The organism is Methylobacterium sp. ARG-1 (assembly GCF_001262595.1).
Taxonomy (GTDB): Bacteria; Pseudomonadota; Alphaproteobacteria; order Rhizobiales; family Beijerinckiaceae; genus Methylobacterium; species Methylobacterium brachiatum.
In genome coordinates this window covers 88,738-102,536 of sequence record NZ_LHCD01000013.1, presented here as the reverse complement: position 1 = coordinate 102,536, position 13,799 = coordinate 88,738, and the positions used below count along the sequence as shown (strand labels likewise).

The 13,799-nt window shown below is 69.8% G+C and carries 11 protein-coding genes; 3 read left to right on the top strand and 8 right to left on the bottom strand.

The features are described 5' to 3' along the window. Positions 1-160: 160 nt before the first annotated feature. The 6 genes from polA to AKJ13_RS14270 all read right to left on the bottom strand — a co-directional run bounded on the left by polA (position 161) and on the right by AKJ13_RS14270 (position 7,487). On the bottom strand, positions 161-3,313 hold the full coding sequence (polA, locus tag AKJ13_RS14295) for a DNA polymerase I (protein WP_050733941.1): 3,153 nt from the start codon (positions 3,311-3,313) through the stop codon (positions 161-163). A gap of 22 nt (positions 3,314-3,335) precedes the next feature. Continuing rightward, the gene (locus tag AKJ13_RS14290) at positions 3,336-3,605 is read right to left on the bottom strand and encodes a HepT-like ribonuclease domain-containing protein (protein WP_144426250.1); all 270 of its coding nucleotides are present in this window, start codon (positions 3,603-3,605) and stop codon (positions 3,336-3,338) included. Then, positions 3,583-3,828 (bottom strand): nucleotidyltransferase domain-containing protein, encoded by a 246-nt coding sequence (locus AKJ13_RS14285; protein WP_050733939.1) that lies wholly within the window; start codon positions 3,826-3,828, stop codon positions 3,583-3,585. The genes AKJ13_RS14290 and AKJ13_RS14285 overlap by 23 nt, the downstream gene beginning before the upstream one ends. Before the next feature lie 116 nt (positions 3,829-3,944). Continuing rightward, a complete protein-coding gene (locus AKJ13_RS14280) occupies positions 3,945-5,438 on the bottom strand; it encodes a UdgX family uracil-DNA binding protein (protein ID WP_050733973.1) in 1,494 nt (497 codons plus the stop codon). A gap of 122 nt (positions 5,439-5,560) precedes the next feature. Beyond that, complete coding sequence (locus tag AKJ13_RS14275) at positions 5,561-6,772, bottom strand: putative DNA modification/repair radical SAM protein (RefSeq protein WP_050733938.1); 1,212 nt, start codon at positions 6,770-6,772, stop codon at positions 5,561-5,563. Between the two features lie 100 nt (positions 6,773-6,872). After that, positions 6,873-7,487, bottom strand: coding sequence for a RecX family transcriptional regulator (locus AKJ13_RS14270; protein ID WP_050733937.1), 615 nt, complete (start codon positions 7,485-7,487; stop codon positions 6,873-6,875). 155 nt (positions 7,488-7,642) lie between these two features. Here AKJ13_RS14270 and AKJ13_RS14265 point away from each other — a divergent pair, with 155 nt between their 5' ends. The 3 genes from AKJ13_RS14265 to grpE all read left to right on the top strand — a co-directional run bounded on the left by AKJ13_RS14265 (position 7,643) and on the right by grpE (position 12,655). Next, positions 7,643-9,067 carry a TAXI family TRAP transporter solute-binding subunit gene (locus tag AKJ13_RS14265; RefSeq protein WP_050733936.1) on the top strand — a complete coding sequence of 475 codons (1,425 nt, stop codon included), beginning with the start codon at positions 7,643-7,645 and terminating at the stop codon, positions 9,065-9,067. A gap of 76 nt (positions 9,068-9,143) precedes the next feature. Continuing rightward, entirely contained in the window at positions 9,144-11,936 is a 2,793-nt protein-coding gene (locus tag AKJ13_RS14260) for a [protein-PII] uridylyltransferase (protein WP_050733935.1), read from the top strand. Between the two features lie 104 nt (positions 11,937-12,040). Further along, positions 12,041-12,655 carry a nucleotide exchange factor GrpE gene (grpE, locus tag AKJ13_RS14255; RefSeq protein WP_007558684.1) on the top strand — a complete coding sequence of 205 codons (615 nt, stop codon included), beginning with the start codon at positions 12,041-12,043 and terminating at the stop codon, positions 12,653-12,655. On the opposite strand, the gene AKJ13_RS14250 is transcribed toward grpE, so the two are convergent. Both AKJ13_RS14250 and AKJ13_RS33085 read right to left on the bottom strand, forming a co-directional pair. Next, on the bottom strand, positions 12,656-13,051 hold the full coding sequence (locus tag AKJ13_RS14250; protein WP_050733934.1) for a hypothetical protein: 396 nt from the start codon (positions 13,049-13,051) through the stop codon (positions 12,656-12,658). Positions 13,052-13,347: 296 nt separating this feature from the next. Then, positions 13,348-13,476 carry a hypothetical protein gene (locus tag AKJ13_RS33085; protein ID WP_280137111.1) on the bottom strand — a complete coding sequence of 43 codons (129 nt, stop codon included), beginning with the start codon at positions 13,474-13,476 and terminating at the stop codon, positions 13,348-13,350. Positions 13,477-13,799 lie beyond the last annotated feature (323 nt).

Below are 13,799 nucleotides of genomic sequence, written 5' to 3'. Positions count from 1 at the left end.
GGGGCGATGGCGATCCGCGTCATGAAGAAGCGTCGGCGTTTCCGTTATAGGGCATCTCGAAAGCCGAAAACCACTTTTCGAGACGCAACGCTAGACCAACTTGAGACGGACAACGGCAAGACCAGGCTAGAGCGCGTGCGCCGGTCTTGGCTTTACCCCCTCAATGCGCCTCCTGCCAATTCTCGGCCGCGTTGGCTTCCACCACCAGCGGCACCTTGAGGGTCAAGGCCGGCGCGGGCGCCTCCTCCATCACGCCGCGGATGATCGGGATCGCGCGGTCGACCTCGTCCTCGGCGGCCTCGAAGACCAGCTCGTCGTGCACCTGCAGCAGCATGCTCACCTTGAGCTTCTGGGCCGTGAGCGCGGTCTCCATCCGGGTCATCGCCCGGCGGATGATGTCGGCGGCCGAGCCCTGGATCGGGGCGTTGATCGCCTGGCGCTCGACGCTGGCCCGCTCGGACGGGTTGTTGGAGCGGATCTGCGGGTAGTGGCAGACCCGGCCGAACAGCGTCGTGACGTAGCCCTTGTCCCGGCAGATCTTCTTCGTGCTGTCGATGTAGTCCCGGATGCCCGGGAATTGCTCGAAATACTGCTTGATGAACGCTGAGGCCTCCTCCCGGCCGATGCCGAGCCGGTCGGCCAGCCCGAAGGCCGAGATGCCGTAGATGATGCCGAAATTGATCGTCTTGGCCCGGCGCCGCAGGTCGGGGGTCATGTCCTTGAGCGACACGCCGAACATCGCCGAAGCCGTGGCCGCATGGATGTCGATCCCGTCCGCGAACGCTTTGCGCAGCTCCGGGATGTCGGCCATGTGGGCGAGGAGCCGCAGCTCGATCTGCGAGTAATCCGCCGAGATCAGTCGGTTGCCCGGCGCGGCCACGAAAGCGCGCCGGATGCGGCGGCCCTCCTCGGTGCGGATCGGGATGTTCTGCAGGTTCGGCTCGGAGGAGGACAGGCGGCCCGTCGTCGTGGCCGCCAGCGAGAACGAGGTGTGGACCCGGGCGGTTTCCCGGTCGGCATGGGTCTGGAGGGCGTCCGTGTAGGTGGATTTCAGCTTCGAGAGCTGGCGCCACTCCAAGATTTTTTTCGGCAGGGGGTGCCCGGCCTGGGCCAGTTCCTCGAGGAGCGTGGCGGGCGTCGCCCATTGCCCGGACGGCGTCTTCTTCGCCCCCGGCAGGCCCATCTTTCCGAACAGGATGTCGCCGATCTGCTTGGGCGAGCCGACGGAGAACTTCTCGCCGGCATCCTCTTGGATCTCCTCCTCCAGGCGGACCAGGATCTGCGAGAAATCCCCCGAGAGCCGGCTCAGCATCTCGCGATCGACCCGGATGCCGCGCTGCTCCATCCGGGCGATCACCGGCAGGAGCGGCCGCTCCAGGGTCTCGTAGACGGCGACCCGCCGCTCCGCGACGAGGCGCGGCTTCATCATCCGCCACAGGCGCAGGGTGACGTCCGCGTCCTCGGCCGCGTAGGCGGTGGCCTTGTCGATGGCGACGCGGTCGAAGCTGACCTTGTTGCGGCCGGTGCCGGCCACGTCGGTGAAGGTGATCGGCTGGTGGCCGAGATGGCGGCGGGCCAGCTCATCCATGCCATGGCCGCCCTTGCCGGCGTCGAGCACGTAGGAAATCAGCATCGTGTCGTCGAACGGCGTGATCTCGATGCCGTAGCGGGCCAGCACCACCCAATCGTATTTCAGGTTCTGGCCGACCTTCAGCACCCCGGGATTCTCGAGGAGCGGCTTCAGCCGGGCGATGGCGGCGTCGAGCGGGATCTGGCCGGGCACCGGCTCGGCCACGTCGGAGGCCGCCGCGCCCTCGCCGAACAGGTCGGTGGAATCGGCCTGCACCTTCGCGGCCTGGATATGGGCCAGCGGGATGTAGCAGGCCCGGCCGGTGGCGGTCGCCAGCGAGACGCCGACGAGCCCGGACTTGTGCGCGTCCAGCGCGTCGGTCTCGGTATCGACCGCGACCACCCCGGCCTCCTCGGCCTCGGCGATCCAGGCGTCGAGCTGCTCCAGCGACGCGACGGTCTCGTAGGCGGCCGTGTCGAACGGCGCCACCGCCTCCGCGGCGCGGGCCGCGACGACGTTGCCCGGCGTCGCCTCGATCGGCGCCCGGGGCTTGGCCGGCGCGTCGGGCAGGTCGAGATCGGCGAAGGGATCGACCTCACCGCCCTCGGGCGGGGCGGCGCCCGGCGGCCGCTCGGCCCCGGCCGCAGCGGTCTCCGGGTCCGGCGGCACGGAATCGCCGAAGAACGGCACCGCGTCGCTGCCGCCGGCGCCGTTCCGGTAGCCGTGGGGCCGGGCGCCTGGCAGCAGGGCCGGATCGGGCTTCACCGCCTCGGGATCGACATGCAGCATCTGGGCGATGCGGCGGGTCAGGGTGTTGAACTCCATCGCCTTGAGGAAGCCGACCAGCTTTTCGGGGTCGGGCTTGGGCACGGCGAGGTCGTCGAGGGGCACCGGGACGGCCACGTCCTCCATCAGCGCCACGAGCTTGCGTGAGAGCTTAGCCTGCTCGACATTGGCGAGCAGGGTCTCGCGGCGCTTGGGCTGCTTGATCTCGCCGGCCCGCTCCAACAGCGCGTCGAGGCTGCCGAACTCCTTGATCAGCGCTGCGGCGGTCTTCAGCCCGATGCCGGGCACGCCGGGTACGTTGTCGGAGGTGTCGCCGATCAGCGCCAGAGCGTCGCCGATCTGGTTGGGCTGCAGCCCTTCCCATTTGGCGATGATCGCCTCGACATCGAGGTTGCGCTCGGGCCGGTAGCCGGCCTTGCCCTTGGCGCCCGATTCGAAATCGTAGAACCGGACCAGCGGCCCGACGAGCTGCATCAGGTCCTTGTCGGAGGAGACGATGATGACGCCCGCGCCCCTTGCCTCCGCCTGGCGGGTGTAGGTGGCGATCAGGTCGTCCGCCTCGTAGCGCTCCAGCTCCACCGCGTGCAGGCCGAAGGCGCGCACCGCGTCGCGCATCAGCGGCATCTGGCGCTTGAGGTCGTCGGGCGCGTCGGGCCTGTGTCCCTTGTAGTCCGGGAACATCTCCTTGCGGAACGAGCCCTCGGACTTGTCGAAGACGATCCCGAGATGGGTCGGCATCGTGCCGGCGGCGCCCTCCTGGATGAACTGCGCGATCTTGGTGCAGAACAGCCGCACGGCGCCGGTGGGCAGCCCGTCCGAGGGCCGCGAATTGTACTTCTGGTCCTGATTGATCGACTGGAAATAGGCCCGGAAAATGAACGATGAGCCGTCGACCAGGATCACCTGATCACCCGGGCCGACCTTCTTGGGACTTGCGATGGCGATCTCGGCGGTCATGGTCGAAGGCGTCTCGGGGCGATCAGGGCTCGGGCGCGCGGTCCAGCTCGGCACGGCAGGCCGCGACGAGAACGGGCAGTTCGTCGTGGACGGTGAGCCAGACGATGTCCAGAGTCACGCTGTCGTAGCCGTGCCGGTAGCCGTTGCCCGCCCCCGCGATCAGTCGCCACGGCACGTCTTGATGTCGCGCCTTCGCGGCGGCGCTCAGCCGGCGGCTCTCTTCCGAGATGATCTCCAGGCAGCGCACGACGGCGTAGTGGGTCCGCTCATCAGCCGCGAAGGTTGGCGACATCGACGCGGATCGTGAACAGGTCGCCGATGAACCGGCACAGCCCGACATACCCGTAGACGCCGCTCACCACAGGGGCGTCGATCTCGATCATCACATCGAGGTCGCTGTCGGCCCGGGCTTCGCCGCGGGCCACCGAACCGAACAGGGCTGCGTGCCGAACGCCGCGACGGCGCAGCTCAGCCTCGTTGGCGCGCAGGATGGCGAGGGCGGCGTGGCTGTCCATGGCGCAGGCGCCGTGTGGATGCGATTGCCGGGATGTCAACAGAAACGGGGTGTCAGGACTCAAGCCTGACTGCTTGCATCCCCGCCGGATTGTCGGAGCTCAGCCGCGACGGCCCCTCACGCGGCCAGCTCACGCCCGAGCTCCTCCACCCGGCGCAGGTCGTCCACGAAGGCCGCGTAGGCCTCCGCCTTGGCCTCGTCGGGCAGGCGCAGCAGGTAGGACGGGTGGACGGTGATGAAGCCCTGGAAGCGGTTGTCGAGCCGGTCGAACCGGAACGGGCCGCGTGCCCGGGTGATCGGGACCGCCTTGCCGGTGAGCGCCAGAACCGCGGTGGCGCCGAGCGCGACGACGAGCTTCGGGGCGACGAAGTCGAGTTCCCGGTCGAGCCACCAGCGGTAGTGACTGACTTCCCCGGCAGTCGGCTTCTGGTGGATGCGGCGCTTGCCGCGCTCCTCGAACTTGAAATGCTTCACCGCATTCGTGAGGTAGCTCGCCTCCCGGTCGATCCCGGCCTCCGCCATGGCGCGTGAGAGCAGCTGCCCCGCCGGTCCGACGAAGGGTCGGCCCTGCCGGTCCTCCTGATCCCCCGGCTGCTCGCCCACGAAGGCGATGGTGGCGCCGACCGGCCCCTCGCCGAGGACCGCCTGCGTGGCGCCCGGCACCAGGGGCTCGGTCCGCTTGATGATCGCGTTCAGCTCGTCGAGGCTCTTCGGGTCCTGGTCGGCCATGGCGGCGACGGCGCGGACGGGTTCGCGGCGTGTGGGCAAGGTCGGCTCCCTCTCGATCATGGCTTCGGTCCGTCCCGCCGCCGCCCGGACGAGGGCGGGGATCGCGGCGGTCTCGGGCATGTTGCGCCAGTACTTCTTGGGCATTTCCGCCCGCATGGCCTTCAGGTTGGTGCGGGCCGGGTTGAACGTGCTCTCGTAATAGGTCTGCCAGCCGGCCTCGAATCCGTCGCCCTCGGGCAGCGCGGCCCGATCCCCCGGCGGTCCGAAGGTCAGGGTCTCGGTATCCCAATGCGCCGAACCGTCGGGTGTCAGGATCGACCAGCGCATGCCGCGGAAACGCGCGACGAAGAACGGCGCGGCCGCCTCCAGGATGTGGTGATCGGGCTCGAACCACGCCACGAAATGCTCGCCGCCCGAATCCTCGGCGCGGCGGAAGCGCAGGAAGGCGTGCATCTTGTGCAGGTCGCGCCCGATCGCCTTCGCCATCCGGTGGAGGCGGTGGACCAGGGGATCGCTGCCGACCTCCATCAGGTGGCGCTCGCCCAGGCAGACGCGCCAGATCAGGGCGTAGAGCAGACCGTAGCGCTCCGGATGGCGATGCGGGATCACCTGCGGGATCAGACCGGCGACGGCTTTGGGCAGGGCGAGCGGACCGGCGGGGGCCTGAGCCGTCTCGGCACCGAACAGGCCGGGCGAATCCGTCACCGACCACGTCACCGCCTCAGGTCGGACGCCCTGCGCCATGAGCCGGCGCGCGGCATCGCGGAAGCCTGCGAGATCGGCGCCCGGGCGCAGGAGGATATTCTGTGGCGCGTGCGCATTCCCTTCCCCTTCTGCGGGGGAGGGTGGGCCTGGCGTCGGCGAGGGTCGGGAGCAGGGCAGTGCGACGGTAGTGGATGGCGCAATCGCCGCGCCCTGTCCGGAATCGTCGCTCTCCTCTCCCGACCCGCTTCGCGGGCCACCCTCCCCTACAGCGGGGGGAGGGAATGCACGCAGGCCGCTCATCAAAACAAGCTCAGCTGCCGGGCTGGCTCGACCAGGCGTTCGCGCAGGTCGAGCCGGTCGGTGAGCCCCACCGGGCGATGGTCCGCGGCGATCAGGAACGGGCGGGCGCGTTTCAGCCCCGAGGTCAGCCGGGCGACGTCGTCGAGCCGCAGGGTCGCGTGACGGCGCGCCTTAACGATCTTGTCGACCGCCTTGGCGCCGAGGCCCGGCACCCGCAGCAGCCATTCCCGGTCGGCCTTGTTGACGTCGACAGGGAATTTCTCGCGGTGCTTGAGCGCCCAGGCGAGCTTCGGATCGATGTCGAGGGCGAGCATGCCGTCGTCCGAGGCGTCGGCGACCTCGTCGGGGGTGAACTCGTAGTACCGCAGCAGCCAGTCGGCCTGGTAGAGGCGGTGCTCCCGCTGAAGGGGCGGCGGCTTCGGCGGCAGGATCGCCGACCCGTCCGGGATCGGGCTGAAGGCCGAGTAATAGACCCGCTTCAGGCCGACGCTGCCGTAGAGATGCGCGCTCTTGCGGATCAGCGCCTCGTCGGTGGTGGCATCGGCCCCGACGATCACTTGGGTCGAATGCCCGGCCGGGGAGAAACGCCGCTTCTCGGCCTTGGCCTCGACGATGCGCTCGCCGATCTGCGCCATGGCGTTCTGGATCGCGGCCCCGTCCTTCTCGGGGGCCAGCCGTTCCAGGCTCGCCTCGGTGGGCAGCTCGACATTGATCGAGAGCCGGTCGGCGTAGAGGCCGGCCTCCTCGATCAGCCAGGGGCTCGCTTCCGGAATCGACTTGAGATGGATGTAGCCGGCGAAGCCATGGTCGCGCCGGAGCGACTTCGCCACCCGGGTCAGCAGTTCCATCGTGTGGTCCGGCGACTTGATGATGCCGGACGACAGGAACAGGCCCTCGATGTAGTTGCGCCGGTAGAAGTTGAGGGTGAGGTTCACGACCTCCTCGACGGAAAATTTCGCCCGCCGGACGTTCGAGGACCGCCGGTTGATGCAATAGGCGCAATCGAACAGGCACCAATTGGTCAGCAGGATCTTGAGCAGCGAGACGCAGCGCCCGTCCGGCGTGTAGGCGTGGCAGATGCCCGCCCCGGTGGTGGAGCCGAGCCCGTCCTTGCCGGCCGCGCGCTTCGGCGCCGCCGAGGAGGCGCAGGAGGCATCGTATTTGGCGGCATCGGCGAGGATGCGCAGTTTCTTGGCCAGGGTCTCGTCCATCGAACAGACAATGAACGAGAGGCCTCAAGAGGCAAGGCCGACCGGCGTCTGGCCCCCGTCCGCAATGCCGCACCCGTCCGACGGCCCAGCCACAGCCCTCTTATTCCACCTCGTCCGGGTCGGCATCGACCACGCGACGGGCGAGGTCGTAGGAAAAGCCGGCCCGGGCCAGGGCGCCGAGGTCGCGGTCGCGATGCAGCGCCCGCGTGTCGGGCCTGCGGTGCATCCCGAGGCGCCGTCGCTTGGCGTAGGCGCGGGCGGCCTGCAGGTCGATATCGGCGGCTTCCACGTCAGGGATCGCGTCGCGCTCGGCCTGCATGGCCGCCTCGACCACGTGGCGGGGCACCCCCTTGGCGGCGAGCTTCGCCGCGGCGCCCCGGCTCGACGTGCCGCGGCGTCGCAGGGTGGCGAGGCGCATGTCGGCGAAGCGGACATCGTCCACCAGCCCGGCCGAGACCGCCCGCGCCACGGTGGCGTCGATCATCTCGGCGAAGGGGGCCGGATCCTCGCCGCGCAGCCGCGCGCGCTTGTCGACCCGCCGCGCCAGGGTCCGGCGCAGCATCTCGGTCGAGGCGCTGTAGCGCTCGAGGTAGTAGAGCGCGACCCGCTGCAGCCAGGCCGCGCTGACCGGGCCGGGCGGCCGACGCTCGGCGGGCCGGTCCTTGTTCGCGAGGCGGCCGTTCGGCCCGGGCTCTGCAACGAATGGGGGTTTCACCGGTTCTTCACGATCTCGACAGGTTTGCGTTCCATGACTTGGGGATGGAACGTGCGCAACGCGACAGGCTCGGCCATGGTCCGGACCAACGCCCTACGCCGGATCTCAACCACGGCCCGTGGCGGCGACGCCTGCGCGCCGCGGCGACGATCGTGATGCGCCGCGAGTGGCTCCTCGTCCTGTTGGCCTTCGGGCTGGCCGCGATCGCGGCCGGGATCGTCTATCTGTCGCGCCCGACCACCCTGACGGTCGCGGTCGGCCCCCAGGACGGTGCCGAGGCCGCCCTGATCGAGGCCTATGCCAGCGCCCTCGACCGGAGCCGTGAGGACGTCCGGCTCAAGGTCGTCCGGTTCTCCGACGTGCGCGACAGCGCCCTGGCGCTCCAGCGCAACCGCGCCGACCTCGCGGTGGTGCGGCCGGACGTGTTCCTGCCCGAGAACGGCCTGACCCTGGCGATCCTGCACGACGAGGCCCTGGTGATCGCGGCGCCCGAGGCGTCCGAGATCGAGGACGTCCCGGCGCTGGCCCGCAAGCGGCTCGGCGTCGTCGTGCGCCACGGCGCCGACCTGCCGTTCCTGATCAACCTGCTCTCCTTCTACGACCTCCTGCCGGACAGCCCGCTGGCGGATGCGCCCGAGACCGATCCCGCGACCGAGTCCGAGATCGCCGCCGGCCACGTTCAGGTGGTGCCGCTGAAGATCGGCGAGGTCACTGCGGCGCTCGCCGAGAAGCGGGTCGACGCGGTGGCGGTGATCGCCAGCCCCGCCTCGAAGATCGCCGGCGCGGTGGTGCGGGCCATCGAGCTGGGCTCTCCCGAACGCAAGATCGGCTTCGTATCGATCCCGGACGGGGACGCGATCCTGCAGCGCTTCCCCGAACTGCAGGCGGTGACCATCCCGGCCGGGACCTTCGGCGGGCGCCCGAAGCGCCCGGACGAGGAAGTCCGCACCGTCGGGGCGTCGTATCGGCTGATGGCCCGGGGTTCGGTCAGCCGGGTCGCGATCGCCTCGGCGACGCAGCACCTGTTCGAGTGGCGCTCGCGGCTCGCCGCCGCGGCCCCGGCCGCCAAGCTGATGAAGGCGCCCGATTTCGACACCACGGTCGCGGCGACCTCGGCACGCCTGCCGAACCACCCGGGCGCGGTCGACTATTTCGAGCGCGAGCAACAGACCTTCCTCGATCGCTACGAGGATTACATCTACCTGCTCGCCTTCTTCGGCGGCACGATCGGCTCCGGCATCGCCTGGATTGGGCAGCGACTGGCGCGCAAGCGCCGGGAGCGGATCGACATCGTGCTCGACCGCCTGCTCGACATCATGCGCGAAGTCCGGGCGGCCACGACCACGGCCGAGCTCGACGCCATCGCGGTCGAGACCGACGGGCTCGTGGCCGATGTCGTCTGCTACGCCCGGGAGCGCAGCATCGACGCCCGGACGGTGAGCGCGCTCATCCTGGCGGTGGACGGCGTCCATGCGGCCATCGCCGATGCACGGCGGCGCGCGAACGACTCGGCGCCGGGGGCGACCGGCCGCCCGCGCACCGCGCGGCTGCTGGCCCTGAATCTCCCGGCCGCGGAATAACGGTGGCCTTCCGCGCCGGCGCGCCGGTCCTTCGACGCACGGCTGGCGGCGTAGGCATATCATGCTAACGGGGGGCATGTTCGATCCCGCCGCCGCCCTCCAAACGGTTCTCGACAACCTCGACCGCGATGCCCGCGAGCCGACCAAGCTGCGCGCCCTGCTCGTGCCCGAGCTGCGCCGCGTTATCGAGGAGGGCCATCGCGCCGCCGAGGCGCAGCTGCTCGATGACCGCAACGGGCTCCGCTGCGCGCAGGCTTTGTCGAATCTGACCGACGCCGTGGTGCGGACGATCCATGACGCGGTGGTCCGGCAGCTCTACCCCAACGACAACCCCTCGACCGGCGAGCAGCTCGCGGTGGTCGCCACCGGCGGCTACGGCCGGGGCACGATGGCGCCGGGCTCCGACATCGATCTACTGTTCCTGCTGCCCTACAAGCAGACCGCCTGGTCCGAGAGCGTCGTCGAGGCGATGCTCTACGTCCTGTGGGACCTGAAGCTGAAGGTCGGCCACGCCACCCGCTCCGTGGAGGAGTGCCTCCGCGAGGCCAAGGCGGACATGACGATCCGCACAGCGCTCCTGGAGGCGCGCTACCTGTTCGGCACGCGGATCCTGTTCGAGGAGCTGGTGACGCGTTTCGACGCCGAGCTTGTGGTCGGCTCGGCCGCCGAGTTCGTGGACGCGAAGCTGCGCGAGCGCGACGCCCGGGTCTCGAAGGCCGGCTCCTCGCGCTACCTGGTCGAGCCCAACGTCAAGGACGGCAAGGGCGGCCTGCGCGACCTGAACACGCTGTTCTGGATCGCCAAGTACACCTACCGGGTGCGCGACCAGATCGAGCTCGTGGGCGCCGGGCTGTTCACCCCGGAGGAATACGCGCTGTTCGAGCGCTGCGAGGAGTTCCTGTGGCGGGTTCGCTGCCACATGCACTTCGTCACCAAGCGGTCGGAGGAGCGCCTGTCCTTCGGCCTGCAGCCGCGGATCGCCGAGCGCTTCGGCTACGAGGCCCGCGGCGGCCTGTCCGGCGTCGAGCGCTTCATGAAGGCGTATTTCCGGGTCGCCAAGGATGTCGGCGATCTCACCGCCATCGTCTGCGCCGAGCTGGAGGCGCGCCATGCCAAGCGCACGCCGGTGCTCGACCGCTGGATCGGCCGGTTCCGGGACCGGTTCCGCGCCACCGCCATCGAGGCCGAGGATTTCTGGATCGACCACGGCCGGGTGAACCTGCGGGCCGAGGACGCGTTCGAGCGCGATCCGGTCAACCTCATCCGGCTGTTCTGGCTGGCCGACCGGCACAATCTGGCGATCCACCCGGACGCCAAGCGGCTCGCGAACCGCTCGCGGCGCCTCATCACCCCGACCCTGCGGGCGGATCCGGAAGCCAACCGGCTGTTCATCGACATCCTGACCTCGCGCAACGCCCCCGAGGAGGCCCTGCGCGAGATGAACGAGGCCGGCGTGCTCGGCCGGTTCATCCCGGATTTCGGCCGCATCGTCGCAATGATGCAGTTCAACATGTACCACCACTTCACGGTGGACGAGCACTTGCTGCGCACCGTCGGCATATTGGCGTCGATCGAATCGGGCCGCGCCGAGGAGGCCTACCCGCTGGTCTCGCGCCTCGTGCACACGATCCACAACCGGACGGCGCTCTACGTCGCGATCCTGCTGCACGACATCGCCAAGGGCCGGCCCGAGGATCACTCGATCGCGGGGGCCGCGATCGCGGAAAAGCTCTGCCCGCGCTTCGGTCTCACCGAGGCCGAGACCGAGACCGTGACCTGGCTGGTCGAGCATCACCTGCTGATGTCGATGACCGCACAGAGCCGCGACCTCTCGGACGCCAAGACGATCGAGCGCTTCGCCTCGGTGGTGCAGAGCCTGGAGCGGCTCAAGCTCCTGACCATCCTGACCGTGGCCGACATCAGCGCGGTCGGCCCCGGCGTGTGGACCGCCTGGAAGGGCACCCTGGTCCGCACCCTCTACGACGAGACCGAGGTGTTCCTCTCGGGCGGCCATTCCGAGATCGCCCGCACCGACCGGGTGCGCCTCGTGCAGATGAGCCTGCGCGAGCAGCTGCCCGGCTGGGCCTCCGAGGAGTTCGACGCCTACGCGGCGCGCCACGGCCAGGCCTACTGGCTGAAGGTCGACAGCCCCCGGCAGATCAAGAACGCGATCTTCCTGCGCGACGTGCTGAGCGAGGGCCGGACCAGCGCCACCGACGTGGCGCTCGACCCGGTGCGCGGCGTGACCGAGATCACGATCTACTCGCCGGACCACCCGCGCCTGCTCGCGATCATCACCGGCGCCTGCGCGGCGGCCGGCAGCAACATCGTCGACGCCCAGATCTTCACCACCACCGACGGCTTCGCCCTCGACACGATCTTCATCTCCCGGGCCTTCGAGCGCGACGACGACGAGCTGCGCCGGACCAAGCGCATCACGGCGGCGATCGAGCGCGCCCTGAAGGGCGAGATCCGCATCGCCGACCTCGTGGCCGACAAGCACCCGCCGACCAGCGCCCGGGCCAAGACCTTCCTGGTGCCGCCCGATGTCGGGATCGACAACGCCCTGTCCTCCCGCGAGACCGTGGTGGAGGTGACCGGCCTCGACCGGCCCGGCCTCCTCTACGAGCTGACCACGGCCTTCGGCCGGCTCTCGCTCAACATCACCTCGGCGCATGTGGCGACCTTCGGCGAGCGGGCGGTGGACGTCTTCTACGTCACCGATCTCACCGGCACCCGGGTGACGCAGCCCGACCGGCAGGCCGCGATCCGGAAGGCGATGCTGGACGTGTTCGCGGGCGACGTCGCCATGCTCAGGGCCGAGGGCCTGGAGGCCCTGGTCGCCGCGCCGCCACCGCGCGAGGCGTGAGCGTGCGGGTTGATTTCGGCCGCTCCGGGTCAGATATCAGCGCCGAATCCGATAACCTTCCACCCATCCCTGTCGACGACTGAAACGTGATGACGAGCAACGACATGTCCCAGGATGACCAGCGCCAGACCACGGTCGAGGCCGGTGCCAGCGCGGCCCAGGATACCGCGCCTGCGGGCAAGCCCGCCGAGGGGGCGTCCGTCGATCCGGTCGCCGAGGCGCTGGCCCTGCTCACCGCCGAGCGCGACGAGCTCAAGGACCGGATGCTGCGCACGCTGGCCGAGATGGAGAATCTGCGTCGGCGCACCGAGCGGGAGATCGCCGATGCCCGCGCCTACGCGGTGACGAACTTCGCCCGCGACGTGCTCAACGTGGCCGACAACATCCACCGCGCCCTGGAGAGCGTGCCGGCGGACGCGAAGGCTTCGGCGGACGGCGCCCTCAAGGGGCTGATCGACGGGATCGAGCTGACCCAGCGCGATCTGGTCAAGACCCTGGAGCGCCACGGGGTGAAGCCCGTCGAGCCGCAGGGCCAGAAGTTCGATCCGAACCGCCACCAGGCCATGTTCGAGGTTCCGAACCCCGACGTTCCGGCCGGTACCGTCGTGCAGGTCGTGCAGACCGGCTACGTGATCGGCGAGCGCGTGCTGCGGCCGGCCCTGGTCGGCGTCGCCAAGGGCGGTCCCAAGGCGGCGGCCAACCCGGCCGACGCCGCCTGATCAGTGCGCCTGCGCCGACGACGCCTCGGCGCAGGGAAGCGCGGTCGCGAATTCCGCGATGAACTGCGCCGCCTGCCGGGTCTCGGCGCGGGCGCGCGGATCGCGGGCGAGCCGACCCGCCTCGACCTCGAGGCGGCGGTTGCAGGCGCAGCTCGGCATCAGGCCCGAATCCGGGTCGGGCCAGCAGGCATCGTGATGCGCGCAGGCGCGGTCGAGCGCGTCGATCGGCGGATAGCCGGGGCCGCGATTCCCGGGCCCGCAGAAATTGCCGTAGATCAGGAACGCGCCCCGTCCGGACGGCCCGGGCGGCACGATTTCCTGCGCCGATGCGGCGCCGGCGGTGAGTGCGAGGGCGAACAGGGCCGTCGCGACGGCCTTCGGGCTGAGAACAATCACGGCCGATCCTGCGTCGCTTCTGCCTGCTGACGCCGCGCCGCGTCCGCGGCGCAGCATTTGGCGGGCGCCTTCCCGGCCCGCCGAGGACTCCCCGGGCGGCGGACGGATTCGCGAAGCCGAACGTCTCGCATAGCGACCGAACGCAGTGATACCGTCAAGATCGGTCGTTGCAGTTATTGCTCCGGATCCGCATTTCGCACCGGTCTCGACCTGCGCGCGCCCCGCATCCTGTTTGCCGGCACTGTAATGGCCCGGAGCACCGGCGCTGTAATCTGTTGTTCGTGTGACGCGCCGGCTCACAGCGCCAGGAGCAGGAGGCCCACAACGGTGACGGCGAGGATCAGGCAGAGGGCGAGATCGAGGATCGGCCCGCCGCCGCAGGCGGGCGGCTGCCGGACCCGATCGCCGAGGCGATGAACTGTCATGCTCAGGATCGCCTGTCCGCGCTTACCGTCTCTGCAACCGCGGCCTCCGTAGCACGGAGGCGCGCGACGGCGCCGGAAAGGGTCGCCCCCCCGCTCGGCGGGATCGCGGCGGTCCGAAACATTCTCGTTCCACAGATCCCGTGGACCGTATCCGCGGCGGCGATGCCGATGGCCGGCAGTCCGAGTGCAGCAAGGAGATAGGCGATGCGCCGGAGCCGCAGGAGCGGATCGACCAGAGGAGACCGGCGGGACATCGTTCGCAGAAGCGTCAGCGGCGGCAACGGTTCGGCGACCAATCTACACGTCTCAATCCGCATCCTCTG